The organism is Brucella sp. NBRC 14130, assembly GCF_040371715.1.
GTDB lineage: Bacteria > Pseudomonadota > Alphaproteobacteria > Rhizobiales > Rhizobiaceae > Brucella > Brucella intermedia.
Genome location: NZ_BAABTE010000003.1, coordinates 54,139 through 80,172 on the forward strand (window position 1 = coordinate 54,139; position 26,034 = coordinate 80,172).

Genomic DNA, 26,034 nt, shown 5'->3' on the forward strand with positions numbered 1-26,034 from the left:
TCAGGGTGAGGGCGTCGAGTTTTTCGGCGAGGGGTATCCAGATGATTTCCCCTCATCCTGAGGAGGCCCGTAGGGCCGTCTCGAAGGGCGAGGGGAAATATCTACAGACTAAACAAACCTGTTCGCTTCAGCGCCGTAATAAGTAATGTAGCGGCTGGAGATGCGCTCAATCGGCAGGATGATGAACACATCGGTGGTGCCGAATGCTTCATCGATCACCGCACCATCCCCAATCATCGCGCCAAGGCGCAGATAGCCTTTCACCAGCGGCGGCATCGAGAAGAGTGCAACCTTGTTGTTGATGGCTTCCTTCGGCATCAGGTCCATGGCCTGATAGCGGTGCGGCAGGGCGCGCACGTCCCAGTCCGGGGTGGCCCGGCAGTTGTGATGCAGGAACGACAGGCCGAGCGCATGCGCGGCAGGCACGGCCCCGTGGAAGGAGGCGCAGCCGAACATCACATCGATGGAGTGGCGTCGGCAATAGGCCCAGGCGCCTTGCCACAGCAGCTCGACGGTGCGCTTGGAGCGATATTCCGCCTTCACGCAGGAGCGACCCAGTTCGAGCAGACGAAGATTGGGGCGCGAAAGGGCCAGACGCTGCACGTCATATTCATCGGCGGAATAGAAGCCGAGCGCTTTGTCGGCCTGATCGCTGCGCATCAGACGATAGGTGCCGACAATCTGTTGGTGTTCCGGCACGGGCAGGGCGGTATCGTAAACAAGCAGATGATCACAAATAGCGTCGAAGCGGTCGGCATCGCGAAGCTCTACAGCCTCGATGCTTTCGCGGCGCGCACCCATTTCGTCGAAGAAGACACGAAAGCGCAATTCCTGCGCGGCTTCCACGGCCTCAGGTGAATTGGCAAGCCGTACTTCCAGCGATCCGATGCGTCCCAGAACGATGGGATCGCCGCCGGACGCGAACAGCGCCTGTTGTGCTTCTAAGCCTGACATGACGGTATCATCAATGATTTGCTGGTCCATTCCAAGCAGTACTGTCATGATGATGGCTCCTGATTTGTCTATTCACGTATTCCTGAACGGCTTTCCCACCGATATTTCAGCAGGAACCATTCCAATCCATGTTCGGACAAGATTGCGTGGACACGACGTCCAGTTCGGCCGAAGCATTACAGATTCAGTGCTACGCGAGGATGACAGAAGCATGTCACCAATGTGTCAATTCAAGTGGATGGACCGTATCCTCTTCAAAAATCTTATAATTTCACGAGATTAAATTATGCGAAAGGCTGAAACCGATCAAGCTGCCTTGTCAGCGGGCCGCCCGCTCGCGCCGCCAGCCGAGAAATTCTTCCAGAATGATGAGTCCAGCGCCGATGGTTATGAACGTGTCGGCGAGATTGAACACGGCGAATGACCATGTCGGCAGGTGGAACAGAATATAGTCCACGACATAGCCATGCATCACCCGGTCGATCAGATTGCCGATAGCCCCCCCGACGACAAGCGCAAAACCGCAACGCGCGAAAATGCGGTCCGGAGCGTTGGTCCACCACAGATAAAGCACGAACAGGATAACTGCGGCCGTGATCGCGACCAGCCCCCAGTCGTGCAGCCAGGCCAGCATGGAAAAGGCGATGCCTTCATTGTGCGTGCGGAACAATGCGAGGAACGGCAGAAGGTCGATCTGCTGGCCGTAGCCCATCCGTGTTTCCACCAGATGCTTGACGCCCTGGTCGATCAATATGGTGAGAATGACGACAAAAAGTGAGGACCAGACAGCGTGCCGCTTCATCCGGAAGCCCTTTCATCAAGCGTGAGCGCGTCGCGACGGATTTCGTAGAGCATCACGCCGGTGGCGATGGCAAGATTGAGAGAATCGGCACGTCCCGCCTGCGGGATGCGGGCAAGCTTGTCGCAGGCTCCGGCAAGGCTGTCCGGCAGGCCCTGCTGCTCATTGCCCATCATCAGCACGACCGGCTTGTTGGCATAGGGAATGGTGCGATAGTCGACCGCGCCTTTCAGGTGCGTGCCGACGACGAGACCGGACACGCCTCTGCGCCAGTTGAGGAAATCGGCTTCGCTCACCTTATAGAGCGGCATGGAAAAGACCGAGCCCATGGTGGCGCGCACGGTTTCCAGCGAATAGGGATCGGTCGTGTCGCCGATCAGAATAACGCCCTTGGCGCCGACCGCATCCGCGGTGCGGATGACAGTGCCAAGATTGCCCGGGTCACGCACGCGGTCGAGCGCGATATAGACGTCGTTGCCCTTCGGCTTGAGGCTTGCAAGCGGGCGGTACTGCTGCTCGAAGACGCCGACCACCATCTGCGGATTATCGCGGCGGGTAATGGCGGCCATGATCTTCTCGGTCACTTCCAGCACCAGTCCGCCCTTGGCGAAGGTGCGGGCGGCAACCTGCTCAACCATTTTGTTGCCCTTGCCGGATTTCGCAAAGACAAGCGTCTTGATGCGCCAGTCCTGTTCCAGCGCGTCGATGACAAGCTTCAGCCCTTCGGCGAGGAACACGCCCTGCTGGTCGCGGAATTTTTTCAGCGCCAGCGAGCGCAGGTCCTTCACAATGGGATTGGTAAGGCTGGTGACTTCCTTGACCTGTCCGACTTTCGAATATTCGGTCCGTTGGCCTTTTGAGAAATCGTCGTCACGGCTCATTTTGCTACCCAGCGGCTGAACATGGATGTGGAAAGCGCGCGCCCTTTCGACTGGTCGGCGGAACGTTCACGCAGAATAAGTTCGCCCGATTCGACCGTGCCGCCAAGACCGGTGAAACGGTCGCGCATCAGCTCATGAATGGCGAAGAAGGAAGCCCGGATCGAATAGGCGGTCAGGATGACTGCAAGCGGCTTCGGCGTCAGGATAGAGCGGCATGTATCGACCATTGCGGGCAGATGCTCGAACAATTGCCAGACCTCGCCGCTCGGTCCGCGCCCATAGGCAGGCGGATCAAGCAGGATGATGTCGTAGAAGCTGCCGCGGCGTTCCTCGCGAGCCACGAATTTCATCGCGTCTTCGCAGATCCAGCGGATCGGTTTGTCGGAAAGCCCGGCCATTTCCTGGTTTTCCCGCGCCCACAGGATCGCTTTCTTGGATGCGTCCACATGGGTCACTTCCGCACCGGCCCGTGCCGCCACCAGCGAGGCGACGCCCGTATAGCCAAAAAGATTGAGCACTTTCACGCTGCGTCCGGACTTTACGCCGTCCCGGATAAGCCCATCCATATACGACCAGTGCGCGGCCTGTTCGGGAAACACGCCGACATGGCGGAATGAGGTGAAACGGCCATGAAAGGAAATGCCGTCGTGCTGCATCGGCCATGTTTCACCGAGCGGCAGTTTTGGAAATGCCCAGCGGCCCATGCCTTCCTCATCGGTATTGCCGGTGAAGACGGCATCCGCTTGATCCCACTCTTTCTGAGGCAGGTTCGGGAGCCAGATAGCCTGACCTTCCGGGCGGACAATCCGATAGGGGCCGTATTGCTCGAGCTTCAACCCATTGCCGCTGTCGAGAAGCGCATAATCGGGTGACGGTTCCGTTTCGAGGATGAGCGGGAGCTTTTCAGCAGGGCGGGCGCCGGCATAGGGCTTGATTTCGCGAAGCGGAGCGGCGGGTTTGTCGTCCGCAGGCCTGGGTGCAGCCTTGGCGAACTGGGGACGCGGCTTTTTGAAGGATGAGCCCTTATCGGACTTGCCTTCAAACCTGCTCTCAAGCTTGTTTTCCGGACGTGGCACATCGTGTCTTGTGCGCTCGAAACCACGCTCCTGCTTGCCGCCCGACGGCTTTTTGCCTTTTCCCTTTGGCGCTTTCACCCGAAACTCCAATCATCATGATTGGGGTCTAGGTAGGATAAACAGGGCCGGTGTGGAAGGGGAAAACGACGTTCAACCGCGCACAAAGGATATTTCAGCGGTCGAAAACCCGGAAGTTTGCTTCCGGGTTCGAGAATAAAGGCCGTTTCAGGAATTCGCGACCGATATATTGCGCTTTTCGGCGGCTGTGCTGCGTTCAAGCAGGCGGGCCGCCTCCTGCTTGTACATCCGTTCCTTGCGCCGATGCTTGCCCTGCGTGAACCAGGTCACCAGGGAGCCGATGACGACACCGAGGAGAAGTGCTCCAAACAGCCACAGGAACAGCGGTGCTTGATAGGAGAGGGCCGGATTGCCCGGATTGAACGGATCGATCGTGAATTGCACCGACGCGCGATTGGCAACCGACAACGCAATCAGAACCACGGCGAGCGGTACAAGAACGATGATGGCGATGATGCGTTTTGCCGCCATAGCGTCTATCAGACTGCGCCGTTCAGACGGTCGCGCAGTTCCTTGCCGGTCTTGAAGAAGGGAACCCACTTTTCTTCCACATCCACCGTTTCGCCGGTACGCGGATTGCGCCCACTGCGGGCAGGGCGGTTTTTCACGGAAAATGCGCCAAAGCCGCGCAGCTCCACGCGATTGCCTTCGGCAAGGGCGTTTGTGATCTCGTCGAATACCGCGCCGACGATGTTTTCGACATCGCGCTGGAAGAGATGCGGATTGCGGCTGGCGATAATCTGAACGAGTTCCGATTTGATCACGGCTTTAAACCCCTGTTCTTCTGTTTGTTTCGTCCGGTATCAGCCGGATATTGTGTGTGTTTGCCCGGACGGCGTCAATTCGCTTCAGGCGTACCGTCAACGTGCCAAACCGAAAGAAGTCCGTCAAGAAAGATGCGTTCCTTGGCAATCTGCTTCAACATGCCATCGGCTTCCTGCGGCACGCCGATGAGGCGCGCACCGGCATGAATGATGAGGTCGCGCAGCGAAAATCCGGTATCGTCGTTGACCGGCTTCCATTCCAGGCGAGGCAAATCCTTCGAGAGCCCCTTGCCTGCAAGCCAGGCAACAGCTTCCTCTTCACCGCCCAGCCCGTCGATCAGCTTCTTGTCCAGCGCCTGCCGTCCGGTGAAAACGGCGCCATTGGCGAGCGCCAGCGCCTGTTCATGCGTAAATGAACGGCGTTTTTCGACAATATCCACGAACCAGGCGTAGGAATCCATGATCATATTGCTGATCATTCCCTTGGCTTCGTCGCTGGCCGGGCTGAAATAGTTGGGCTCCGCCTTGAGCGGCGAAGACTTGATGGTTTCGACTTTCACGCCGATCGTATCGAGAAGCTTCGAGAGGTCGGGATATTGAAACAGGACCCCGATGGAGCCGACGATGGATGTCTGCCGCGCGATGATATGATCGGATGCGCTGGCAATCATGTAGCCCGCGGACGCGGCGAGCGTGCCCACCTGGGTCACGACCGGCTTCTTCTCGGCAATCTTGCGGACGGCTTCAAAAATGGCTTCCCCGCCAACCGTCGTTCCGCCCGGCGAATCGAGGACCAGAATCACACCCTTGACGGCATCGTCCCTGGCGATCTTGTCGAGGCGCTTCAGCAATTCCTCATTCTCGAAGATGGTGCCTTCGATGCGAACCTTGGCGATGTGCGGCTGGCTGAAATTGGTGCCGCGCATGGACCAGGAAGCGAAACCGGCGATCAGGGCTGCGATCAGAAGCAGGAACGCTCCGCGCCAGACTGTCAGCTTTCTGCGCAATTTCCGGCGTTCAATGATTGCTTCGGCGTCTTGAGCCATTCCCGTCCATCCGTTCGTTCAAATAGCGTGGTTCGCGCTTGCAGTTCACCTTTTGCCTTGAATGAAGGCATGCGGCAAGTCTCTTCGAAAAATAGGACTGGCCGGATATCGTTCCTGTTTCGCGAAATGCTCCCGTACCGGGTATATATAGTCATGACGACGCGCGCGATTCCCGGTTTGTTGCCGGTTCAGCTTTCATGGTGACGCCACACCCGACTGTAATTTGGGCCAGATTTGTGATATCAAAGAGTTGATTAGCATTCTACCAATCTTGGTAGAGCGCAAATTGGGATGAATTATCAAGCACATAAACCGTTCTTGCTGTCCTGTTGGGAGGCGGGTGCGGTGTTTTGTGCGGTATGAAGCTATTGAGCGACCGTCTATTTCACCCCAAATAAACCTTATTGAAATGAAAAAGCGCGACATAGGCGCGCCGATTATTGAATTCCAGGAAAGCATTGAGGAACTGAACGCAACATGACCGCCGACACGACACCCAGCCATGCGCCGCAGAACGTGACCTCCCAGGGTCGCGGCAAGGGTGGCATGCGTTTTGGGGCGTCGGAGAAGGCAGAGGCGCTCTTCCATGCGGCACAGCGCCATTCAGTCCGTGTTCGCGTCTTGAAGACCGCGCTGCCGGTGGCTGCTGTTATCGTGGCGGCCGTGTTCTCATGGTACACGTTTCTTGCGACGCCGAACACGCCCATAAAGGTGGAAGTGAATAATGGCGGCGAAAGCGGCAAGCTTGTCATGACGAGCCCGCACCTCAATGGATACACCAAGGACAACCGCCCCTATTCGATGACCGCTGCCAAGGCGACGCAGGATGCGAAGAACAGCGGCGCGATTTCACTGGAAGGCATTTCCGCCGAATTGCCGGTTGGTGAAAAGGGCACGGCCAAGGTCGAGGCGACGTCGGGTGTCTACGACAATGCCAATGGGCGTTTGCAACTTGATAAGGACTTTACTGTTACCACGGATGATGGTTTGCGTGCGGTGATGCATTCTGCGGACGTAAATCTGAAGAGCGGGCAGATCACGACCGACAAGCCCGTCGACATCCGCAGCGGCAGCACGCATATTCTGGCGGACAGCATGCAGGTCAAGGACAACGGCAAGGTTCTGATTTTCGAGAACAAGGTTCGAATGACCGTTGACGGCAGCGTTGTTTCGCCCAACAAGGCTCCCTGAAAAGGAAGCCTGATTTGAGGACAGGCGAAGCGTTCGGACCGATTCATATCTGTGCGGGCGCTTGAGTACGTTGCGAAGCCGGTTTCGGATTGAAATGTGCTCGAAAACAAATTGTTAGAGCGTGATTCTGATGCAATCGGAATGCCACAGGCTCTAAACCGCTTTTTTGATCGCATTTTGCGATGCCGAATGTTCCCATTTGGACGCAAAGTGCTTAATGTTGCGTCTGACCGCATGTCGGCCCAGGAATGGTCGAATGCTTCGGGGAGCTGGTGATATATGGAACGCGAGACGGGCAAGATGAACAAGGGTACGATGGCCCGCACTTTGCGGATGGGATTTGCAGTTCTGGCGCTCGGCATGATCGCGGCCCCGGCAGCCTCTCTGGCGCAGGAAGGCGCGGCTGTGAACGGCCTGAAGCTTTCCAACAGCAAGGCTCCCGTAAAGATCGACGCCGACAAGCTTGAAATGCGCGACAAGGAAGGCGTTGCCGTCTTCACTGGCAATGTTGCCGTTTCGCAGGGCGATGCGCTGCTGAAGGCTGGCCAGATGACGGTCTATTACAACAAGGCCAAGAAGGACGGTGACGCTCAGGCGCCGGAACCGGCAAGTGCTGGCGTCGGTGGCCTCGATTCGTCGAGCATCGATCACATCGACATTTCTGGAAAAGTCTATCTCAAGTCTGGCACCCAGGTCGCAACCGGCGATACGGGCCGCTATGATGCCAAGAACCAGGTGATGGTTCTCCAGGGGCAGAAGGTGGTGCTGACCGATGGCGACAATGTCGTGACCGGCTGCAAGCTGACCGCGCATCTCGATACGGGACGCGCCAATGTCGAAAGCTGCAAGGGACAGTCCAAGGGTCGCGTATCGATCATCATGGCTCCGAAAGATCAACAGCAGGGCGGTGCTGCGCCCAAGCAGAACTGACCGGAGCAGGCGTGGGATTGTTCTGGAACAAGAAGGCCGACGGGTCGCAAGACGCATCGCAAAATGTGAACGCACCATCCGATGTTGCCGGAGCCATGCCCGGCCAGCCGGGTAAGTCGGCGCGTCTCAAGGGTACGCTGGTGGCACGCGGTCTCTGCAAGAGCTATCGCGGCCGTCAGGTCGTCAACGGCGTGTCGTTCGGCGTGCGGGCGGGTGAAGCCGTCGGCATTCTGGGGCCGAACGGTGCCGGCAAGACTACCTGTTTCTACATGGTGACCGGTCTCGTCCCGGCTGATGCGGGCTCCATCGAGATCGACGGTTTTGATGTCACATCGATGCCGATGTATCGCCGTTCGCGTCTTGGCATTGGCTATCTGCCGCAGGAAGCGTCCATTTTTCGTGGTCTTTCGGTGGAAAACAACATCAAGGCCGTGCTGGAAGTGGTGGAGAAGGATCGCTCCAAGCGCGCGTCCGAACTGGACGCACTTCTGGAAGAATTTCACATCGCGCATTTGCGCAAGGCACCCGCCATTTCGCTTTCCGGCGGTGAACGCCGCCGTCTCGAAATTGCCCGTGCGCTTGCCTCGCGCCCGAATTTCATGCTGCTGGACGAGCCTTTTGCGGGCGTCGATCCGATTGCCGTTTCGGATATTCAGCAGCTTGTCCGCCATCTGACGAGCCGCGGCATCGGCGTCCTGATCACCGATCATAATGTGCGCGAAACGCTCGGCCTTATCGATCGCGCTTACATTATTCACGCCGGTCAGGTGCTGACGCATGGACGCCCTGCGGAAATCGTTGCCAACCCGGACGTGCGCAGGCTTTATCTCGGCGACCAGTTCACTCTCTAGAGCGCCCATCGGTCTGAAGGAATTCAGGCTGGCGCTCCAAATTCCCATGTTGACGCATCATGATCTGGGAGCGCGCGAAACAGTGCGCCTCCACATTTGCCCATCCCTTCCGCGACTAATTTCCCCTTTTGCTTGAAAAACGCGCATTCTGAATTGACAAGCAAGGTTCATACCAGTTTTCATTCCGTTCGGCCTGAACATGCGGTCCGTGGAGGTCGGCAGGGGTAAACCGGGGAGAATAACGCGTCGCATGGCATTGTCGCCCAAGCTCGATTTCCGTCAGTCGCAATCGCTGGTAATGACTCCCCAGTTGATGCAGTCGATAAGACTGCTGCAAATGACGCATGTGGAGCTGGAGCAGTTTCTCGACGCCGAAATTGAAAAAAATCCGCTTCTGGACCGAATCGAGGCAGCAAATGATGATTTTGCAGGCTCGGATTCCGTCCGCGACGATGGAGAAGCCGATGAGGGAGAGATAGAGTCCCAAGCGTCGGAGGACGACTGGTTCAAGACGGAAGTCTCCGGCGATGCGGAGAGCCTTTCTTCCACCTTCGACAGTTCGCTTGAGAACATCTTTCCCGACGATCCGGGTCGCTCCGATGAGATCGGGCCTGACCTTGCCGCGCAATGGAAATCCGCTGGCGGCGACGGATATGTTTCAGCCAGCGCTTATGACATCGACCAGGTCACGGCGAGCCGGGTTTCGCTGGGCGAGCATGTGGCGGAACAGATCGCGCTGACTTTTTCCGCGACGATGGACCGGTTCATCGCAACCGCGCTTGCCGACGCGCTGGACGAGAGCGGCTATCTGCGTGTCGATATTGTGGGGCTCGCCCAGAACCTGGGCGTGGAAACGGTCGAAATCGAGCGCGTGCTCGGTGTCATGCAAACCTTTGATCCCCATGGCCTTTTCGCTCGTGACCTGCGGGAGTGCCTGACGATACAGTTGCGTCTCAAGGATCGGTTCGATCCGGCGATGGAAGCTTTGATCGACAATCTCGATCTTCTGGCGCGGCGCGACTTCGCGACGCTCAAGAAACTTTGCGGCGTCGATCAGGCCGACATTCTCGATATGCTGACCGAAATCCGCATGCTCGATCCAAAACCGGGCGCATTGTTCGAGATTTCGGTCGCCGATGCCATCGTGCCGGACGTGCTGGTGACGCCGTCGCGCGATGACGGCTGGGCCATCGAGTTGAATGCCGCGGCCATGCCGCGCCTCATCGTCAACAATGAATATTATGCCGAGGTGAACGCCTCGGTGAAAGCCGAGGAAAAGGCGTTTCTCTCGGACTGCATGCAGACTGCGAACTGGCTCGTGCGCAGCCTTGACCAGCGCGCCCGCACTATCCTGAAGGTCACGCAGGAAATCGTGCGGCAGCAGGACGGTTTTCTGCGCCACGGAGTGACCCATTTGAAGCCGCTCAACCTCCGCATTGTCGCGGATGCGGTCGGCATGCATGAATCCACCATCAGCCGGGTGACCGCGAACAAGTTCATGGCGACGCCACGCGGCGTGTTTGAATTGCGCTATTTCTTCAATGCTTCCATCGCCTCGTCCGAGGGAGGCGACGCGCATTCATCCGAAAGTGTGCGCCATCGCATCCGCCAGATGATTGACGCCGAAAAGCCTGACGACGTGCTTTCCGATGACGCCATCGTGGATGCCCTCAAGAAGGACGGTGTGGATATTGCGCGAAGAACGGTCGCAAAATACCGGGAATCGATGAATATTGCCTCATCGGTACAACGCAGGCGGGAAAAGAAGGCGAGATTGTCGGCTTCCTGATCGTCCGCCAAGGCGGTCCCGAAATGTATTTCAAGCTTCGTTCTCCTGTGAAAACAGGGGAGGAACGCTCTAAAATTTTTGACTTGTCGCGCTGTTCATTCAGAAAAATTCGATCTCGATTTGTGAAAAGATCGACATTGCAGGGCGACCAGGTGGCAAGAGGGCCAATTGACAAGCGCCATTTCAACCAATAGAAGCCCGGCTCGCGCTGCGGCCCGTAATTAAAGCCTCGGTTTTCCGGCTTTCACGAGAGGCGGTCAGCGTGAACTGAGGCGCTGGTCCGTAATACGGCTTGTTATACGGAAAGCCGCGCCAAAGCAGAATTGAAGCATATCTCCCGGATTGGCCGGTTTTCGGGAGAAAGCATGAGATTGACGTTTCCAGCATATGTTTCTGCGGGAAATGTCCGGGAATGCGTAATTTCTGGAAGAAATTGCGATTGTGCATATGTTTGAAGGAAGGACAATGTGGCGTTCCAAGGCATGTCATCCGAACGGGTGACGCTAACCGGGCGTTACGTAAGAGAAATGTGTGGCAACCACCCCGTCAACGGGCTTTTCCGGGAGCAGCCAGGACTTCAAAGGCTTTTCGGAAGGTGTTTCAACACCTCTGCGGAGAGTGCGCCTGAGAAGCTCGTCGGCATCATGGATCTGGTTGGAAAACGCACTGGATGAAAAGCATCTTTGATGCTGGTTCGCTTTGCGCTTCGCTCGCCTTGTGATTAGACTGGGTTCTGTGGTGTAACGCAAATGAGGTGTGCCAAATGACTCTGCGTGTATCTGGAAAGCATATGGACGTCGGTGAAGCTTTCACGACCCGGATCATTGATCGGGTTAATGAAGCGGTCGGCAAATATTTCGATCATGGCTTTTCCGGACAGGTTACGGTCACCAAGTCCGGTTCGCGTTTCAGTGCCGATTGCACCCTGCACCTCGATAGCGGTGCGACTCTGCAAAGCACTGGCGAGGCACAGGATCCGCAACTGGCTTTCGAAGCGGCTGCGGACAAGATCGAAACCCGCCTTCGCCGCTACAAGCGCCGTCTGAAATCGCGTCCTGCCACGCAGCCGGATGCGATCTATGATGACGTTGCATATCGTGTTATGGCACCCCTGCCGGAGGAAGAGGAGGATCTTCCGGCGGATTACGCGCCGACAATTGTTGCGGAATCGTCCGTCGCCCTGCGCACCATGTCGGTGGCGTCGGCGGTCGTGGAACTGGATCTCATCGAGAATCCGGTTCTGGTATTCCGCAATGCCGGCAATGATGAAGTTAATATCGTCTACCGTCGGGCGGACGGCAATATCGGCTGGGTCGATCCATCGATGGTCACCCGCCAGGCCGCGCCCCGCGCCTGACGGCAAACCTGAAGCGCACGCAGCGGACCGCGATCGGCGGCCGCGTGCGCTTCCCAAAACCGGGCTGAAAAGGCCTGATTGAAGAAGGAACGGAGAGAATGGATCTTAGTGATCTGATTCAGCCAGGGGCGATTATCCCTGCGCTGAAAGCCAGCTCCAAAAAGCAGCTTTTGCAGATTCTGTCTGAGAAGGCTGCGGAACTGACCGGTCTCCCTGAGCGCGAAGTTTTCGAAACAATTCTCCAGCGTGAACGCCTCGGTTCCACCGGGGTGGGCAATGGCGTTGCCATTCCGCACGGTAAGCTGGCGAACATCAACAAAATAGCCGGAATCTTCGCTCGTCTGGAAACCCCGGTCGATTTCGAGGCGCTGGACGATCAGCCTGTCGATCTTGTTTTTCTGCTTCTCGCGCCGGAAAATGCCGGCGCGGATCATCTGAAGGCTCTCTCGCGCATCGCCCGTATGCTGCGCGACGCCGATACTGTTGCGAAGTTGCGCGGCACGCATGACGCGCAGGCGCTTTATTCATTCCTGACCGCTCAGCCAGCGTCCAACGCGGCCTGAGTTCAAATAGTTTCTCGTAAACAAAACCGCCGTTCAGCTTGAACGGCGGTTTTGTTTGTCCGCTCGCAGAAACGATGTGCGGGGAAGGCAGATGCTGCCAGCGACGCGATACCGGCGATGGCCGTTATCGCACCAAAGATCAGTGCAGCATCACGGTGCGCAGTTCGTGCTCCTGTGCGCCCTGCAGCGCGGTGGCGCGAAAATCGGAAAGCACGATTGGCTCGCCGCTGGCGCCAAACAGCGCCCAGAGTTCCAGGCCCGGCTCGATCGGTGGGAGGGCAGGGAAGCTGCGGGCAAGGTCATCAGAACGGATCTTGCGCACATAGGCAACTTCACCTTCGCCGAGATGGGCGAATTCGTTTTCGGTGAATATCTGTCGGTTCATGGTCGTAGCCTCCATTTCGTCGGCATGTCATTTGCGACCATGCCGCTTCAGAGCTTCACATTTTCAATATAGCGGACTTGTGCTGAACAAAAACTGAACAGTTTCAGTCTTTCACCGCTATGTTGATTCGTTTGATCAGCCGCTCCGGTTCCGGGCGGTCGAGATCGATGGCCAAAAGGCCGTTTTTCAGATCGCAACCGAGAACCCGCATACCGTCTGCCAGAACGAAAACGCGCTGGAACTGCCGGGCGGCGATGCCGCGATGCAGAAATTCCCGTTCGGTATCGTCGGTCTGGCGTCCGCGGATGACGAGCTGATTGTCTTCCGTCATGACTTCGAGGTCGTCGCTGGAAAACCCGGCCACCGCCAGGGTGATGCGCAGACGTTCGGAGCCAGTCTCGCCACGCAGGCGTTCAATATTATAGGGCGGATAACCATCGCCGGATTTAGCGATCCGTTCCAGCGTCTTTTCCATCGTGTCGAATCCGAGCAGCAGAGGGCTCGAAAACGGTGTCATTCTTGTCATTGCATCAGTCCTTGATGAGAAGCGACCGTTATGAAGAGAACCCATACGGCGTACTCTTCGCTAACTGATATGGCTTGTGAAAAGCCTGACTTCAAGGGCCAATCCGGATTCCTTCACTCCATCGTAGGGTGAAGTTCAGGCGCAAGATACCCGGGAACTTTAGGAGCGCTTACCGACGCGCTTCGGCGAGAGCCGCGCCAAAAGCCGTGGCGAAGCTTTCCCGATCGTCGGGATTGAGGAACTTGCCGACCGCGACGCTCGCCTCGCGGCTCTCGACGCTCATGCCGGTGATGCCAATGTCAGGCTTTCGCGCAACCTTGAACCGTGTCCAGAACGGATTGAAGCGATGTGCGGTCACCTTGCCGGATGCCGCATATTTGCGAATATGCAGGGCGGAGCGCGATACGGAGATTTCCTCCCGCGCCCGGGCGGCACGATAATTCCAGCGGAAGGCCAGATAGATGAGCAGGACATCAAGGCCGAAAAACCCGAAGATGGGCCAGGCCCCGATGGACCAGAAAAGAATGCCTACGAACATCCAGCAACCGATCAGGGCTCCCATCAGCACGGCAAAGCCCGTCCGCCCCAGCGAACGATAGGGCGTGAGCAGGGCCTCGAAAATGGGTTTGTCGAACCGGTCGGGTTCCGCGCCGTCTGGGTGGTGCATCGTTTTCAGATCATCTCGCAACGCCGCATCCGGCCTGCGTCAAGCTGCTGATTGTTTTGTCGATAGGGAAACCATTATAGAGGCGGAATGGAAAAGGCCAAAATCAAATCGCCCGTGAACGCATCTCCTGCCCGTTCCCAGCGTCGGGTGCGGGGCACGCTTTATACGGCGGATGAAATTCACGAGATATTCCGCCGTTTCTCCATCCAGAGACCCGAGCCGAAGGGCGAGCTTGAGCACGTGAATGCATTCACGCTTCTTGTCGCCGTCGTTCTTTCGGCGCAGGCCACCGACGCAGGCGTCAACAAGGCGACGCGGGGGCTCTTTGCCGTTGCCGATACGCCGCACAAAATGCTGGCGCTCGGCGAGGAAAAAGTCGGCGACTATATCCGTACCATCGGTCTTTGGCGCAACAAGGCAAAAAACGTCATCCTCCTGTCCGAAGCCCTGATCCGCGATCACGGCGGCGAGGTTCCCGGCGACCGGGATGAACTGGTGAAATTGCCGGGCGTTGGCCGCAAGACGGCCAATGTGGTGCTGAACATGGCTTTTGGCCAGCCGACCATGGCGGTGGACACGCATATCCTGCGCATCGGCAACCGGATCGGTCTTGCGCCCGGCAAGACGCCGGAGGCCGTGGAAGCCATCCTCGTCCGGGTCATTCCAGCCGAATACATGCTTCACGCACACCACTGGCTCATCCTGCATGGCCGTTATGTGTGCAAGGCGCGCAAGCCCGAATGTGAGAAATGCGTGATTGCGGATATCTGCAAATATCCGGCGAAAACCTGCGACGTGCCCGCGCCGCTTATCCCCTTGCCGCCGCAGGCGTGAGCTTGCTTTCGCGCTGCGAGATCGCCTTGTGCAGATGGACCATCATCGTTGCCGCAAAAAGCGGGGTGAGAAGGTTGACGATGGGGATCGCCATGAAGCCTGCAATCAGCAGCCCGGCCAGAAAGACCGTCACGCCATAATGTGACCGTAGCGCCTTCGCCTCAGCTTCGGACCGATAGCGCATGGCCGCAAACTCGAAAAATTCCCGCCCGAGCAGATAGGCATTGATGACGAAGAAGGCGATCAGGTTGATGCCGGGTATGAACAGCATCAGTAGGGCGGCGATATTGCCGATAATGACGATGCCGAGAAACTTCAGCGAAACGACGATGGAACGGCCGATCGGCAACGGCGTGCCGCGAGGATCGTTGGGATAGTCCTCGCGTTCGACTACTTCGGCGACATCATCGAGAAACAGGCCTGCTACCAGCGCTGTAACGGGTGCAATCATCAATGCGAGCACAAGCGCCAGGCCAAGACCTGCAACGATGGCGGCAACGATGCCGAGCCAGCCTGCCCAATCCGGCATGCCGGGCAAAATCTGCTCCATCCATGGCCAGGCAAAAGTAAAAAAGATTTGACGGACTGCGGCCCAAAGACCGATTAGCAGCAACAGCGTCAAACCGAGGGTCTTCCAGAAAACTGCGCGCAATTCCGGTGTGGTCAGGCGCTTCAGAGCCTTCAAGGCAGCATCCAGGATCATTTTGGCCCCAATTCCGACTGTGGACAAAGATGGAAATAGGTATGCCTCCATTCCGAAGCAAGCCGCACGATCACGGTAGGGAAGCTTGCAGGGTAGCCAAAGGGATTGCAAACGGCTAAACCGGCACCCACGTGACCGATCTGCTTCTGGCGGACAGGAGACCAATCAAAAGGGGAGCTTCTCGCGCTCATGGCCACATTCGACGTCCTTTGCATCGGCAATGCCATTGTCGACATTATTTCGCGCACTGATGAGTCTTTTCTGGAAACAAACGGTATCGTCAAAGGCGCGATGAACCTGATCGACGCGGATCGTGCCGAATTGCTTTATGGTCGCATTGCGGGCCCGGTGACGGAAATGTCCGGCGGCAGCGCCGGAAATACCGCAGCAGGCGTTGCAAGTCTTGGCGGACGATCGGCCTATTTCGGCAAGGTCGCGACCGATCATCTGGGCCGTGTTTTCGCGCATGACATCCGCGCGCAGGGCGTCGCCTTCGATACGCGCCCGTTGGAAAATGGCTCGCCGACCGCCCGTTCCATGATTTTCGTGACGCCGGACGGCGAACGTTCGATGAATACCTTTCTTGGCGCCTGTGTGGAACTTGGCCCGGAGGATGTCGAAACCTCCAAGGTGTCCGATGCGAAAGTGACCTATTTCGAAGGCTATCTGTGGGACCCGCCGCGCGCCAAGGAAGCCATTGTCCTTGCATCGAAGATCGCGCATGAGAAAAACCGCCAGATGGCGATGACGCTTTCCGATCCGTTCTGCGTGGACCGGTATCGCGAGGAATTTCTGGAGCTTATGCGCTCGCGCACGGTCGATATCGTCTTCGCCAATGAGGACGAGGCCAAGTCACTCTATAAGACGAAATCGCTCGAAACGGCGATTGCCTCCGTGCGCATGGATTGCGCGCTTTCAATCATCACCCGTTCGGAAAAAGGCGCGGTCGTGGTCACGCCCGACCAGACCCTGACCGTTCCCGCCATCGAAATCGATGCGCTGGTCGATACGACGGGGGCAGGCGATCTTTACGCCGCCGGTTTCCTGTACGGCTATACGAACGACCGTTCGCTTGAAGATTGCGCGCGTCTCGGTTCGCTGGCGGCAGGCCTGATCATCCAGCAGATGGGCCCGCGCCCGCAACTCAGCCTGCAGGCAGCCGCAAGCCAGGCCGGGCTGGTATAAGGCTTATTCCGGCCTGATTATCCGGTCGCGCTGAAGCTCTTCTTCGGTGCGCCCGGGACGGCTTTTATAGACGGGCAATGTCCAGCCGAAATAAAGGGCGCCCCCGCGAATGACGAAGGCGGTCAAAGCCGCCGCCACTGCGCATATGGCTGGTTCGACATGCAGCCAGGCAAGCAGGACATAAAGGCACGCACCGGCAAGCGAAGCCGTGACATAAATCTCGCGGCGCATCAGCACGGAAGGCTCGCCAGCCACCATGTCGCGCAATATGCCGCCAAGCGTGGCCGTGGAAATGCCGGTCACGATGGCGACGGACGGCCCGAAACCGAGCGCCAGCCCCTTGGCGGCACCCAATACCGTATAGGCGGCCATACCGATGGCATCGAGCCAGAGCAGGACGCGATAGCGCGACTCCACCATGTGCGCGGTGAAATAGACGACGATCGCGGCCAGCGTGCCGGCCAGCAGATAGGCGGGCTCGACGACCCAGAAAACCGGCGCGCCGAGCACCAGATCGCGAAATGTCCCGCCGCCAATACCGGTAATATTGGCAAGGAACAGAAAGCCGATAATGTCGAGCTGGCGGCGCGAGGCGGCAAGAGCACCGGTCGCAGCGAAAACGAAAACGCCTGCGAAATTCAAAAACTCAGGAATCGTCACGCTGTTGCTCTCCTCCGCACATGCCGGAGCATGTCCCGTTTAAACGAAACGCCGGAATCCCCCGAAACCGGTGCCCACTTTCGGGAAGCATGCTCTGTGACAACTTTTCACCGGTGTGTCCCAATATAGCAATATGCATGTTATCGGAAACCAGACCGCAGATATGAAAAGAGCGGCAGACAAAGCCGCCGCTCCAATTCTCGTCGGTTTTTGTTCGGATCAGGAATTGCCTTCGGGAGCGGCAGCGCCATTGTCGGCAGTAGCCTTCGGGCCACCCTTGGAGACGCCGACCATGGCCGGGCGCAGAACGCGGTCGCCAATGGCGTAACCATCCTGCACGACCTGCACGACGGTGTTGTTCGGCAGATCCGCATTCGGCACTTCGAACATGGCCTGATGGAAATTCGGGTCGAATTTCTGGCCTTCCGGTTCCAGCTTCTTGACGCCGTGGCGTTCCAGAGCGTGGAGCATGGCGCGTTCGGTCATTTCGACGCCATCGGCGAGCGACTTGAGGCTGGCATCGGTTGCCATGGCTTCGGCAGGGATAGCCTCGAGTGCACGGCGCAGATTGTCGGAAACCGACAGCATGTCGCGGGCAAAATTGGTCACCGCATAGGTGCGCGCATCCTGTACGTCGCGCTGGGTGCGCTTGCGCAGGTTTTCCATTTCGGCGGCGGCGCGCAGCAACTGGTCTTTCAGTTCGCCATTATCTGCTTCCAGCATGGCAATCCGGTTCGCGGTATCGTCCACTTCCGCTTCGGCTTCGTCCTCGGCAGCTTCTGCACGGGCTTCGGCCTTGCGCGCCTTCAGAAATTCGTCGGCAGCACGGTTGAGCGCCTCACGATCCCGGGGATTGTTGATATCGCGCTGCTCAAGATCGGGGTTCTGGGATTTGTTTTTTTCGTCAGCCATGATGCTACTTCCGTCTTGAATAGAGCATTTCCAGCAAAACTGCATGAGCCTTTGCGTCGGATAATGCGAAAAACAAACTATCGTCTGGGGCGGATATCGAGTTTCATGCCAATAAAATCAAGGTCTATTTTCAGTGCCTTGGTTTGTCCCGGCAAGTCTCACAGTTAACGCAGGAGCCGGGACACGATCTGTGCGGTATAGTCCACCATCGGGACGATCCGCGCATAATTGAGCCGTGTCGGCCCGATGACCCCCAGGGCACCAATAACCCTTTGCTCGCTGTCGCGATAGGGGGCCACCACCAGCGACGAGCCGGAAAGGGAGAAAAGCTTGTTTTCCGAACCGATGAAGATGCGTACGCCCGAACCCGCCTCCGCAAGATCGAGCAGCTGGACCATGCCATCCTTGGTTTCAAGGTCATCGAAGAGATGGCGCAGCCGCTCGATATCTTCCTGCGCATGGATGTTTTCCAGAAGATTGGCGCGCCCGCGCACGATCAGCCGCGCCGGCTGATCCGTTCCGGCTCCGCTCCAGACCGCCAGTCCCTGGGCAACCAGTTCCTGCGACAGCTGGTCGAGTTCCTGCCGCGTTTCTTCCGTCAGCTTTTTCAGCTCCGCCTTGGCTTCGGAAAGCGTGTGGCCATGAATATGCGCGTTGAGAAAATTCGATGCCTCGACCAGTTGCGAATTGCTGATGCCGACGGGCAGGTTGACGACGCGGTTTTCGACGTCGCCATTCTGCATGACCAGAACTGCAAGCGCCCGGGTCGGCTCCAGACGAACGAATTCGATATGTTTGAGCGCGCCTTCCGCCTTGGTGGCCAGCACGAGGCCCGCGCCGCGCGACAGGCCGGAAAGAACCTGACTTGCTTCTGTCAGGACGCTTTCGACCGAATTGTTTATGCCGGCGGAACGAACCTGCGCTTCAATGGAGGAGCGTTCCTCCGGCGGCAGGTCGCCCACTTCCAGAAATGCGTCGACAAAGAAGCGCAGTCCGATCTGCGTCGGCAGGCGTCCGGCCGAGACATGCGGCGCATAGATAAGGCCCAGATGCTCCAGGTCGCTCATGACATTGCGGATGGTCGCAGGCGAAAGCGTGTGCGGCAGCAATCGCGACAGGTTGCGTGAACCGAGCGGATCGCCATCGTTCAGATAGGTTTCCACAATCAGCCTGAAAATATCGCGCGAACGCTGGTCGAGCGAACTCAGAAGCTGGTGTTCCGGCGTTTTCATCATATTATGGTCGCGAAGTTTACGAATGACATAGGCCAAATATAAGGGCACAAGCCAAAGCGTCAAAGGCTTTAGGTTATAGTGACAGGGCTCTCAACATCTCTGTCGGTTTTTCGGGCAGAGCGCCTTTCTATTTGTGTGTGGGAAGCCTAAAAAGCCGCACAGGTAAATGAATCGAGGAATTCTCAATGCGTCCATCCAAGCGTGCGGCTGACGAAATGCGCGCCGTCTCTTTCGAACGCGGCATCTCCAAACATGCCGAGGGCTCCTGCCTCGTCAAGTTTGGCGATACGCATGTCCTGTGCACCGCAAGCCTTGAAGAAAAGGTGCCGGGCTGGATGCGCAATACGGGCAAGGGCTGGGTCACGGCGGAATACGGCATGCTGCCGCGCTCGACCGGCGACCGCATGCGCCGCGAAGCCGCCGCTGGCAAGCAGGGTGGCCGCACGCAGGAAATCCAGCGCCTGATCGGACGAAGCCTCCGCGCCGTTGTCGACATGCAGGCGCTCGGCGAAGTGCAGATCACCGTGGACTGCGACGTCATTCAGGCCGATGGCGGCACCCGCACGGCGGCTATCACCGGCGGCTGGGTGGCGCTTCATGAATGCCTGCGCTGGATGGAAGCACGCCAGATGGTGCGCGTCGAGAAGGTCCTGAAAGACCATATCGCCGCGATTTCCTGCGGCATCTATGAAGGCGAGCCGGTGCTCGATCTGGATTATGCGGAAGATTCTGTCGCCGAAACCGACAGCAATTTCGTGATGACCGGCAAGGGCGGGATCGTTGAAGTTCAGGGAACGGCGGAAGGTGCGCCTTTCTCGGAAGAAGAATTCGCCAGCCTGATGAAGCTTGCTCGCGGCGGCATTGATCGTCTTGTGTCCTTGCAGAAAATGGCTGTCGCCTGATAGGAACGAGGTCTGCTCCATATATCGAGGAGACCTCATCCATGCGCGCAGCACGTATTCTTGAAACCGCTCTCTATGTCCGCGATGTCGCCGAGGCGATAGAGTTCTATCAGGGAACAATGGGACTGGAGCCGGTTGGCAAAGTCAGCGAGCGCAATGCATTTTTCCGCTGCGGAGAGGGCATATTGCTTCTCTTCAAGGCGGAAGAAACGTTGAAGCCGCCGCCCGCCGGACATTTGCCCGTACCGGCCCACGGCACCAGCGGGCCCGGTCATGTCTGTTTTGCCGCAAGCCGGGAGGAGATGGAAGGCTGGCGCAGCCATCTGGCAAGACATGGCGTGGCGATAGAGGCCGAGTTCGATTGGCCGAATGGCGCGCATTCAATTTACTTCCGTGATCCGTCCGGCAATTCGCTGGAGATTGCCGAACCCAAACTATGGAACTGAAAATGAGAAAACTGGAACAGGGCAAGCTGATCGTTGCTTCGCACAATGCGGGCAAGCTGAAGGAATTCGACGGCCTGATCGGCCCGTTCGGTTTCGAGGTCAGTTCTGTAGCTGCCCTTGGCCTGCCGGAGCCGGATGAAACCGGTACGACTTTCGAGGAAAACGCCTATATCAAGGCGCTCGCGGCTGCCGAAGCAACGGGACTGCCCGCCCTTTCGGACGATTCCGGCATGATGGTCGATGCGCTTGACGGTGATCCGGGGGTCTACACGGCAAACTGGGCCGAGACCGAGGACGGTACCCGCGATTTCGACATGGCGATGCAGAAGGTGGAGAACCTGCTGCAGGAAAAAGGCGCCCTTGAACCGCAGCAGCGCAAGGCACGGTTTGTATCGGTCATCTGTCTCGCCTGGCCCGATGGCGAGGCGGAATATTTCCGTGGCGAGGTCGAAGGCACGATTGTCTGGCCGCCGCGGGGCAATACCGGTTTCGGTTTCGACCCGATTTTCCTGCCTGACGGCTATGAAAAGACTTTCGGCGAAATGACCGCCGACGAGAAGCATGGCTGGAAACCGGGCGACGCTTCGGCCCTGTCGCACCGTGCGCGCGCCTTCAAGCTTTTTGCCGAAAAAGCGCTCAATGTGGAAGCGGCGCCTGCGAAATGAACAAGCTGTTTCCCCCTTTGCAGGCAATGGACGCTGCCCGCGCAAATACCGCCGGGGCGATACCGATCGCGCGCGCAAACGGGGAAGATGCGTTCGGCGTATACTTGCACTGGCCTTTCTGCCTGGCCAAATGTCCCTACTGCGACTTCAACAGCCATGTTCGGCACAAGCCGGTCGATCAGGCCCGCTTTTCCGAGGCGTTTCTTCGTGAGATGGAATGCCTGCGCGAACGCACCGGCCCGCGCACGATCACCAGCATTTTTCTGGGCGGCGGCACGCCGTCGCTGATGCAGCCCGAAACGGTTGGCGCTCTTCTCGATGGGATTGCGTCCCATTGGTCCGTTGCACCGGATATCGAGGTGACGCTGGAGGCAAATCCCACCAGCGTGGAAGCGGATCGCTTTCGCGGCTATCGCGCGGCAGGCGTCAATCGCGTGTCGCTCGGCATTCAGGCGCTCAACGATCCCGATCTGCGCCGTCTTGGGCGCATGCATTCGGTCGAGGAAGCCAAGGCGGCAATCCGGCTGGCGCGTGAGATTTTCCCGCGCCTGTCCTTCGATCTGATCTATGCGCGCCCGAACCAGACCATAGAGGCGTGGCGCGAGGAGCTGAAGGAAGCCATCGGCCTTGCTGCCGATCACCTGTCGCTTTACCAGCTGACGATCGAGGAAGGCACGCAGTTCTACAATCTCTGGAAGGCGGGCAAGCTGACGACGCCCGACCCGGATCACGCCGCAGCCCTTTATGAGGAAACGCAAAGGGTGACGGCTGAGCACGGGCTTCCGGCCTATGAAATTTCCAACCACGCCGTGCCCGGGCGCGAGTCGCAGCACAATCTCGTCTATTGGCGTTACGGGCAATATGTCGGCATCGGTCCCGGCGCCCATGGGCGGTTCGTGGAAAACGATGTGCGTACCGTCACCATGACCGAAAAACACCCGGAAACCTGGCTGGACAAGGTCGAGCGCAACGGCCACGGCATTATCGAGGAAGAATATCTCGATGGCGAGCAGGAAGGCGACGAGTTCCTGATGATGGGCCTGCGCTTGCGTGAAGGCATCGACCTTGCCCGTTACGAGCGGCTTTCAGGCCATGCCGTCGACGAAAAGCGATTGGCGAAACTGATCGCGGAAGGCATGATCGAACCGATGGATGGCAGCTTCATCCGCGCAACGCCGGATGGCGCGCTGGTGCTGGATGCGTTGGTCGCCGATCTGGCCGCTTGATTCAGACACTGAAGGACGCATGATGACGGATGAAACGGGCGGTGAGCGGCGGGAATATGTGGTGGGCGGCACGGTGATGCGTGCCCGACCGCTGGAGCCTGCGCTTTATATCGTCTCGACCCCTATCGGCAATCTCGGCGATATGACCCTGCGCGGCATTGAAACGCTGGCTTCCGTCGATATTCTGGCTTGCGAGGATACCCGTGTCACCCGCGTCCTGCTCGACCGCTATGGCATAGCGCGCCGTCCGATCAGCTATCACGAGCACAATGCCGCAGAGGCCGGTGAAAAGCTGATTGCTGCGCTGACGGCGGGCAAAAGCGTCGCGCTCGTCTCCGACGCGGGAACCCCCCTTGTTTCCGATCCCGGTTTCCGGCTGGTGGGGGAGGCGCGCGAGGCGGGCATCCGTGTCGTGCCTGTTCCGGGTGCTTCCGCCGTTCTGGCCGCACTTGCCGCTTCCGGCCTGCCGACCGATGCCTTCATGTTCTGCGGCTTCCTGCCGTCCAAGCACGGACAGCGATTGTCGAAGCTTGAGAGCCTCAAAAATATCGACGCAACGCTGGTGTTCTACGAGTCGCCCAACCGCACGGCCGCGACACTGGCCGACATGGCTGCCGCTTTCGGAGCGGAACGCGCGGGCGCGCTTTGCCGCGAATTGACCAAGGCCTATGAAACCGTTGTCACGGCATCGCTGGGTGAACTTGCGGAAAAGTTCGATGGCGAGGATCGTATTCGCGGCGAGGTCGTACTGCTGGTTGGCCCGCCTGTCGGCGATGCTGTTGCCCAAAGCGAAGAAGATATCGACAGGCTGCTTCTGTCGCTTGCCGCCGAACTGCCGCCATCCAAGGCCGCAGGCGAGGCGGCGCGTATGACCGGCGGGCAGAAATCGGTGCTCTATCAGCGCCTCATGCAACTGAAATCGGATCAGCCATGACGGACCTCCGCGAGAAAAAGCGAACTGCTTTCTTTCGCGGACATAGCGCCGAGCGCTTTGCTTCGGTGGTGCTTCTCCTCAAGGGTTTTCGGGTCGTCGCGCGGCGTTATCGCACAAGGCTTGGCGAGATCGACCTGATCGCCCGGCGCGGCGATCTGGTGCTCATCGTCGAGGTCAAGGCGCGGAACAGCCTCGAAGCTGCGCAACTGGCCGTCACGCCGCAAGCCATGCACCGTATCGAAGCCGCAGCCGATCTCTGGCTGCAACGCCAGCCCGATCATGCCCGACTGTCGCTGCGTTTCGACCTGATCGCCGTGCTGCCGAGGCGGTGGCCGAAGCATGTGCCAGCATTCTTCACCAGCCGCAATTACTTATAAGTCTATGTAAATCCTATAAAAATTGTAGAGTATATTTGCTCCGCTTCCGGGAATGAAAATCCTGCAATTGCCTGATTTGAGAAAAAGTGATGCGCGGCGAGATTTTCGCGCGCAAGGGCGTTTCTTATAAAGCAAGGCCCTTCCATGAATAATAGCACCGTCTTGTTGCCTGATGCTTTTCCAGACACGAAACCGGTATCCGCTTTCGCTGGAAATGCTTCAAAGGATGGTGCTCATGTCTTTTTCGCAGAAGCGTCTGCTGGCTGATTTTCCCGCCTTCTTCCGGGTTTCGGACGAGGTGGTTGTCGTCGTTGGCGGCGGCGAGGAAGCCTTGAACAAGGCGCGCCTCGTGGCGCAGACCTCCGCCCGCATTCGTATCGTCGCGGAGGAACCGGAACACCATCTGGCCGATTTCATCGCCGCGCATGATGTGGAGCACGTCGCAGCTCCCTTTGCCAGCGAACAGCTGGAAGGCGCAAAGCTCGTCTTCGTCGCGACCGGCGATGAAGCACAGGATCGCGCCGTCGCTGCATTGGCCAGGGCGCAGAAGGTTCCGGTGAATGTGGTGGACCGGCCTGCGCTTTGCGATTTTCTGACGCCAGCCATCGTCAACCGCGCCCCCATTGCGATCGCCATCGGCACCGAAGGTTCGGCCCCGGTACTGGCGCAGATGGTGCGTGCGCGGATCGATGCCGCCTTTTCGCCCCGCCTCGGCGAGCTTGCGCATTTTGCCGAAAGCTGGCGTCCACTGGTCGAGCGCGTGCTGCCGAAAGGGCTGGCGCGTCGCAGCTTCTGGCGCGGTTTCTTTTCGGGCAGCGTTTCGCGCGCCATTGAAGATGGCGACCGAGAAGGGGCTTATCGCGCTGCCAATGATCTCATCGAGCGGCCACTGGACGCATCCGGTTATGTCTGGCTGGTGGGTGCCGGTCCCGGCGCCGAGGACCTTTTGACCCTGCGGGCGCACCGCGCTTTGATGGAAGCCGATGTGATCGTGCATGATGCCCTGGTGCCGGAGGGTGTCATTACCATGGGCCGCCGTGACGCGGAACGCCTTTCCGTCGGCAAGCGCAAGGGCTGCCATTCCAAGAGCCAGGAAGAGATCAACCGCCTGCTGGTAACGCTCGGCCGGGAAGGCAAGCGTGTCGTTCGGCTTAAATCCGGCGATCCGCTGGTGTTTGGACGCGCAGGCGAGGAAATTGCGGCATTGCGTGCTGCCGGTATCGGCTTCGAGATCGTGCCCGGCATTACTTCGGCCTTCGCTGCCGCAGCCGATATGGAACTGCCGCTGACGCTGCGCGGCGTCGCGTCGTCGCTGGTGTTTACGACCGGCCACGACATGACAGGCGATGTGCTGCCGGGCTGGGCAAAACTTGCCGTCTCCGGTGCAACCATCGCCGTCTATATGGGCTCGACGGTCGCGGCTTCCGTTGCCGCGCGCCTGATTGCGGCGGGCCTGCATGAAGATACTGCCGTGGCAGTCGTGGAAAATGCGAGCCGTCAGGACAAGCGCCTGTTCCACGGAACGTTGAAGGATCTGCCGGATCTCGAAAGCCGCAAGGAGCTTTCCGGCCCGGTCATGGTGATCATTGGCGATGCGGTCGCCGGTGCAGCAATCGACAAGGCCGAAGCGCTGGCGCTCAAGCCGGTTTCCGTCGCAGCCTAAGAGCGCATCCCGAAAAGTGTGCAGCGGTTTTCGGACAAGATGCGCTCAAAAACAAAAAGTTAGAGCGCAGGATGCGCGGTTAACAAAAGTTTGGAGTTTGGAAATGGTCGTAAAAGTTCTCACTGCAAACCGCCTCATCGATGGGCAGGCTGTGTGGCTTGGTGCCGATGGCTCCTGGCAGGAAACCATCGACGGCGCGCTGGTCGCCCGTCATGCGGAGGCCGTCGAGGCGCTTGAAGACGCGGGAAAGACTGCCGCGAAAGCCAATCTGGTCGTGGATGTGAACGTGATCGATGTCGAGGAGCGCGAGGAGGGGCTTTACCCGATCCGCTTGCGCGAACGCATCCGTCTCTCCGGCCCGACCATCGTGACCTTCGGCGATTTGCCTCTCGACAAGCCTGAATTGAAGCGCGCTTCCTGATTGCGGATTTGGAC

General features: G+C 58.4%; 30 protein-coding genes. 16 read left to right on the forward strand and 14 right to left on the reverse strand.

The features are described from left to right. Nucleotides 1-108: 108 nt before the first annotated feature. The 7 genes from olsB to sppA all read right to left on the reverse strand — a co-directional run bounded on the left by olsB (nt 109) and on the right by sppA (nt 5,598). Complete coding sequence (gene olsB / locus ABWW28_RS06375) at nt 109-1,002, reverse strand: l-ornithine N(alpha)-acyltransferase (RefSeq protein ID WP_006465876.1); 894 nt, start codon at nt 1,000-1,002, stop codon at nt 109-111. 271 nt (nt 1,003-1,273) lie between these two features. Then, the gene (gene lspA / locus ABWW28_RS06380; protein WP_063619960.1) at nt 1,274-1,756 is read right to left on the reverse strand and encodes a signal peptidase II; all 483 of its coding nucleotides are present in this window, start codon (nt 1,754-1,756) and stop codon (nt 1,274-1,276) included. Further along, nucleotides 1,753-2,634 (reverse strand): TrmH family RNA methyltransferase, encoded by an 882-nt coding sequence (locus ABWW28_RS06385; protein ID WP_063619961.1) that lies wholly within the window; start codon nt 2,632-2,634, stop codon nt 1,753-1,755. Before ABWW28_RS06385 ends, lspA begins: the two co-directional genes overlap by 4 nt. Beyond that, nucleotides 2,631-3,788, reverse strand: a complete 1,158-nt coding sequence (locus ABWW28_RS06390) for an RsmD family RNA methyltransferase (RefSeq protein ID WP_063619962.1) — start codon at nt 3,786-3,788, stop codon at nt 2,631-2,633. The genes ABWW28_RS06385 and ABWW28_RS06390 overlap by 4 nt, the downstream gene beginning before the upstream one ends. Before the next feature lie 147 nt (nt 3,789-3,935). Further along, the gene (locus ABWW28_RS06395; protein ID WP_063619963.1) at nt 3,936-4,259 is read right to left on the reverse strand and encodes a lipopolysaccharide assembly protein LapA domain-containing protein; all 324 of its coding nucleotides are present in this window, start codon (nt 4,257-4,259) and stop codon (nt 3,936-3,938) included. Nucleotides 4,260-4,267: 8 nt separating this feature from the next. Beyond that, on the reverse strand, nt 4,268-4,552 hold the full coding sequence (locus tag ABWW28_RS06400) for an integration host factor subunit beta (RefSeq protein WP_004687882.1): 285 nt from the start codon (nt 4,550-4,552) through the stop codon (nt 4,268-4,270). Between the two features lie 74 nt (nt 4,553-4,626). Next, nucleotides 4,627-5,598, reverse strand: a complete 972-nt coding sequence (gene sppA, locus ABWW28_RS06405) for a signal peptide peptidase SppA (protein ID WP_063619964.1) — start codon at nt 5,596-5,598, stop codon at nt 4,627-4,629. A 477-nt stretch (nt 5,599-6,075) separates the two neighbouring features. On the opposite strand from sppA, the gene lptC reads away from it, so the two are divergent. The 6 genes from lptC (at nt 6,076) to ptsN (ending at nt 12,279) form a co-directional block, all read left to right on the forward strand. After that, nucleotides 6,076-6,789 carry an LPS export ABC transporter periplasmic protein LptC gene (gene lptC, locus ABWW28_RS06410; protein ID WP_021586380.1) on the forward strand — a complete coding sequence of 238 codons (714 nt, stop codon included), beginning with the start codon at nt 6,076-6,078 and terminating at the stop codon, nt 6,787-6,789. 279 nt (nt 6,790-7,068) lie between these two features. Then, nucleotides 7,069-7,719 (forward strand): LptA/OstA family protein, encoded by a 651-nt coding sequence (locus tag ABWW28_RS06415; RefSeq protein ID WP_063619965.1) that lies wholly within the window; start codon nt 7,069-7,071, stop codon nt 7,717-7,719. An 11-nt stretch (nt 7,720-7,730) separates the two neighbouring features. Next, the gene (gene lptB / locus ABWW28_RS06420; RefSeq protein ID WP_006465885.1) at nt 7,731-8,570 is read left to right on the forward strand and encodes an LPS export ABC transporter ATP-binding protein; all 840 of its coding nucleotides are present in this window, start codon (nt 7,731-7,733) and stop codon (nt 8,568-8,570) included. Between the two features lie 250 nt (nt 8,571-8,820). Next, entirely contained in the window at nt 8,821-10,359 is a 1,539-nt protein-coding gene (rpoN, locus tag ABWW28_RS06425) for an RNA polymerase factor sigma-54 (RefSeq protein ID WP_063619966.1), read from the forward strand. A 763-nt stretch (nt 10,360-11,122) separates the two neighbouring features. Then, nucleotides 11,123-11,716, forward strand: a complete 594-nt coding sequence (hpf, locus tag ABWW28_RS06430) for a ribosome hibernation-promoting factor, HPF/YfiA family (protein ID WP_006470905.1) — start codon at nt 11,123-11,125, stop codon at nt 11,714-11,716. A gap of 98 nt (nt 11,717-11,814) precedes the next feature. After that, entirely contained in the window at nt 11,815-12,279 is a 465-nt protein-coding gene (gene ptsN / locus ABWW28_RS06435) for a PTS IIA-like nitrogen regulatory protein PtsN (protein ID WP_006465889.1), read from the forward strand. Between the two features lie 139 nt (nt 12,280-12,418). On the opposite strand, the gene ABWW28_RS06440 is transcribed toward ptsN, so the two are convergent. From ABWW28_RS06440 to ABWW28_RS06450, 3 genes are all read right to left on the reverse strand, one after another. Continuing rightward, nucleotides 12,419-12,664 (reverse strand): BQ00720 family protein, encoded by a 246-nt coding sequence (locus tag ABWW28_RS06440; protein WP_063619967.1) that lies wholly within the window; start codon nt 12,662-12,664, stop codon nt 12,419-12,421. A gap of 103 nt (nt 12,665-12,767) precedes the next feature. After that, nucleotides 12,768-13,190, reverse strand: coding sequence for an Hsp20 family protein (locus ABWW28_RS06445; RefSeq protein WP_006470903.1), 423 nt, complete (start codon nt 13,188-13,190; stop codon nt 12,768-12,770). A gap of 169 nt (nt 13,191-13,359) precedes the next feature. Beyond that, nucleotides 13,360-13,857: a DUF2244 domain-containing protein gene (locus tag ABWW28_RS06450; protein WP_063619968.1), complete on the reverse strand. Its 498-nt coding sequence runs from the start codon at nt 13,855-13,857 to the stop codon at nt 13,360-13,362. Nucleotides 13,858-13,944: 87 nt separating this feature from the next. On the opposite strand from ABWW28_RS06450, the gene nth reads away from it, so the two are divergent. Beyond that, nucleotides 13,945-14,691, forward strand: coding sequence for an endonuclease III (gene nth / locus ABWW28_RS06455; RefSeq protein WP_063619969.1), 747 nt, complete (start codon nt 13,945-13,947; stop codon nt 14,689-14,691). Here nth and ABWW28_RS06460 read toward each other — a convergent pair. Beyond that, nucleotides 14,666-15,394, reverse strand: a complete 729-nt coding sequence (locus ABWW28_RS06460; protein WP_063619970.1) for a sulfate transporter family protein — start codon at nt 15,392-15,394, stop codon at nt 14,666-14,668. The genes nth and ABWW28_RS06460 overlap by 26 nt on opposite strands. 189 nt (nt 15,395-15,583) lie before the next feature. Between ABWW28_RS06460 and ABWW28_RS06465 the strand changes: the two genes are divergently transcribed. Next, nucleotides 15,584-16,579 (forward strand): adenosine kinase, encoded by a 996-nt coding sequence (locus ABWW28_RS06465; protein WP_063619971.1) that lies wholly within the window; start codon nt 15,584-15,586, stop codon nt 16,577-16,579. A gap of 3 nt (nt 16,580-16,582) precedes the next feature. Here the strand turns inward: ABWW28_RS06465 and ABWW28_RS06470 are convergent, their stop codons facing one another. The 3 genes from ABWW28_RS06470 to hrcA form a co-directional block, all read right to left on the reverse strand. After that, a complete protein-coding gene (locus ABWW28_RS06470) occupies nt 16,583-17,239 on the reverse strand; it encodes a trimeric intracellular cation channel family protein (RefSeq protein ID WP_006470899.1) in 657 nt (218 codons plus the stop codon). 219 nt (nt 17,240-17,458) lie between these two features. Further along, a complete protein-coding gene (gene grpE, locus ABWW28_RS06475) occupies nt 17,459-18,151 on the reverse strand; it encodes a nucleotide exchange factor GrpE (protein WP_006470898.1) in 693 nt (230 codons plus the stop codon). Nucleotides 18,152-18,315: 164 nt separating this feature from the next. Next, nucleotides 18,316-19,386 (reverse strand): heat-inducible transcriptional repressor HrcA, encoded by a 1,071-nt coding sequence (gene hrcA, locus ABWW28_RS06480; RefSeq protein WP_025089795.1) that lies wholly within the window; start codon nt 19,384-19,386, stop codon nt 18,316-18,318. Nucleotides 19,387-19,571: 185 nt separating this feature from the next. Between hrcA and rph the strand changes: the two genes are divergently transcribed. The 8 genes from rph (at nt 19,572) to ABWW28_RS06520 (ending at nt 26,020) form a co-directional block, all read left to right on the forward strand. Beyond that, nucleotides 19,572-20,288 carry a ribonuclease PH gene (gene rph, locus ABWW28_RS06485; protein WP_063619972.1) on the forward strand — a complete coding sequence of 239 codons (717 nt, stop codon included), beginning with the start codon at nt 19,572-19,574 and terminating at the stop codon, nt 20,286-20,288. 41 nt (nt 20,289-20,329) lie between these two features. Beyond that, entirely contained in the window at nt 20,330-20,734 is a 405-nt protein-coding gene (locus ABWW28_RS06490) for a VOC family protein (protein ID WP_006465899.1), read from the forward strand. A 2-nt stretch (nt 20,735-20,736) separates the two neighbouring features. Further along, complete coding sequence (gene rdgB, locus ABWW28_RS06495; protein WP_006470896.1) at nt 20,737-21,399, forward strand: RdgB/HAM1 family non-canonical purine NTP pyrophosphatase; 663 nt, start codon at nt 20,737-20,739, stop codon at nt 21,397-21,399. Beyond that, a complete protein-coding gene (hemW, locus tag ABWW28_RS06500) occupies nt 21,396-22,625 on the forward strand; it encodes a radical SAM family heme chaperone HemW (protein WP_006465901.1) in 1,230 nt (409 codons plus the stop codon). Before rdgB ends, hemW begins: the two co-directional genes overlap by 4 nt. 22 nt (nt 22,626-22,647) lie before the next feature. Further along, a complete protein-coding gene (gene rsmI / locus ABWW28_RS06505; RefSeq protein ID WP_063620072.1) occupies nt 22,648-23,559 on the forward strand; it encodes a 16S rRNA (cytidine(1402)-2'-O)-methyltransferase in 912 nt (303 codons plus the stop codon). After that, complete coding sequence (locus ABWW28_RS06510; RefSeq protein WP_063619973.1) at nt 23,556-23,936, forward strand: YraN family protein; 381 nt, start codon at nt 23,556-23,558, stop codon at nt 23,934-23,936. Before rsmI ends, ABWW28_RS06510 begins: the two co-directional genes overlap by 4 nt. Before the next feature lie 226 nt (nt 23,937-24,162). Then, nucleotides 24,163-25,599 (forward strand): siroheme synthase CysG, encoded by a 1,437-nt coding sequence (gene cysG, locus ABWW28_RS06515; RefSeq protein WP_113342145.1) that lies wholly within the window; start codon nt 24,163-24,165, stop codon nt 25,597-25,599. A gap of 103 nt (nt 25,600-25,702) precedes the next feature. Beyond that, the gene (locus tag ABWW28_RS06520) at nt 25,703-26,020 is read left to right on the forward strand and encodes a DUF2849 domain-containing protein (protein ID WP_113342009.1); all 318 of its coding nucleotides are present in this window, start codon (nt 25,703-25,705) and stop codon (nt 26,018-26,020) included. The last annotated feature ends 14 nt before the right edge of the window (nt 26,021-26,034 follow it).

Bases quoted from the DNA above. Each gene is read 5' to 3' on its own strand.
- olsB (WP_006465876.1), bottom strand. From the start codon at position 1,002: ATGACAGTACTGCTTGGAATGGACCAGCAAATCATTGATGATACCGTC.
- lspA (WP_063619960.1), bottom strand. From the start codon at position 1,756: ATGAAGCGGCACGCTGTCTGGTCCTCACTTTTTGTCGTCATTCTCACC.
- ABWW28_RS06385 (WP_063619961.1), bottom strand. From the start codon at position 2,634: ATGAGCCGTGACGACGATTTCTCAAAAGGCCAACGGACCGAATATTCG.
- ABWW28_RS06395 (WP_063619963.1), bottom strand. From the start codon at position 4,259: ATGGCGGCAAAACGCATCATCGCCATCATCGTTCTTGTACCGCTCGCC.
- sppA (WP_063619964.1), bottom strand. From the start codon at position 5,598: ATGGCTCAAGACGCCGAAGCAATCATTGAACGCCGGAAATTGCGCAGA.
- lptC (WP_021586380.1), top strand. From the start codon at position 6,076: ATGACCGCCGACACGACACCCAGCCATGCGCCGCAGAACGTGACCTCC.
- ABWW28_RS06415 (WP_063619965.1), top strand. From the start codon at position 7,069: ATGGAACGCGAGACGGGCAAGATGAACAAGGGTACGATGGCCCGCACT.
- rpoN (WP_063619966.1), top strand. From the start codon at position 8,821: ATGGCATTGTCGCCCAAGCTCGATTTCCGTCAGTCGCAATCGCTGGTA.
- hpf (WP_006470905.1), top strand. From the start codon at position 11,123: ATGACTCTGCGTGTATCTGGAAAGCATATGGACGTCGGTGAAGCTTTC.
- ptsN (WP_006465889.1), top strand. From the start codon at position 11,815: ATGGATCTTAGTGATCTGATTCAGCCAGGGGCGATTATCCCTGCGCTG.
- ABWW28_RS06440 (WP_063619967.1), bottom strand. From the start codon at position 12,664: ATGAACCGACAGATATTCACCGAAAACGAATTCGCCCATCTCGGCGAA.
- ABWW28_RS06445 (WP_006470903.1), bottom strand. From the start codon at position 13,190: ATGACAAGAATGACACCGTTTTCGAGCCCTCTGCTGCTCGGATTCGAC.
- ABWW28_RS06450 (WP_063619968.1), bottom strand. From the start codon at position 13,857: ATGCACCACCCAGACGGCGCGGAACCCGACCGGTTCGACAAACCCATT.
- nth (WP_063619969.1), top strand. From the start codon at position 13,945: ATGGAAAAGGCCAAAATCAAATCGCCCGTGAACGCATCTCCTGCCCGT.
- ABWW28_RS06460 (WP_063619970.1), bottom strand. From the start codon at position 15,394: ATGATCCTGGATGCTGCCTTGAAGGCTCTGAAGCGCCTGACCACACCG.
- ABWW28_RS06465 (WP_063619971.1), top strand. From the start codon at position 15,584: ATGGCCACATTCGACGTCCTTTGCATCGGCAATGCCATTGTCGACATT.
- grpE (WP_006470898.1), bottom strand. From the start codon at position 18,151: ATGGCTGACGAAAAAAACAAATCCCAGAACCCCGATCTTGAGCAGCGC.
- hrcA (WP_025089795.1), bottom strand. From the start codon at position 19,386: ATGATGAAAACGCCGGAACACCAGCTTCTGAGTTCGCTCGACCAGCGT.
- rph (WP_063619972.1), top strand. From the start codon at position 19,572: ATGCGTCCATCCAAGCGTGCGGCTGACGAAATGCGCGCCGTCTCTTTC.
- ABWW28_RS06490 (WP_006465899.1), top strand. From the start codon at position 20,330: ATGCGCGCAGCACGTATTCTTGAAACCGCTCTCTATGTCCGCGATGTC.
- rdgB (WP_006470896.1), top strand. From the start codon at position 20,737: ATGAGAAAACTGGAACAGGGCAAGCTGATCGTTGCTTCGCACAATGCG.
- hemW (WP_006465901.1), top strand. From the start codon at position 21,396: ATGAACAAGCTGTTTCCCCCTTTGCAGGCAATGGACGCTGCCCGCGCA.
- rsmI (WP_063620072.1), top strand. From the start codon at position 22,648: ATGACGGATGAAACGGGCGGTGAGCGGCGGGAATATGTGGTGGGCGGC.
- ABWW28_RS06510 (WP_063619973.1), top strand. From the start codon at position 23,556: ATGACGGACCTCCGCGAGAAAAAGCGAACTGCTTTCTTTCGCGGACAT.
- cysG (WP_113342145.1), top strand. From the start codon at position 24,163: ATGGTGCTCATGTCTTTTTCGCAGAAGCGTCTGCTGGCTGATTTTCCC.
- ABWW28_RS06520 (WP_113342009.1), top strand. From the start codon at position 25,703: ATGGTCGTAAAAGTTCTCACTGCAAACCGCCTCATCGATGGGCAGGCT.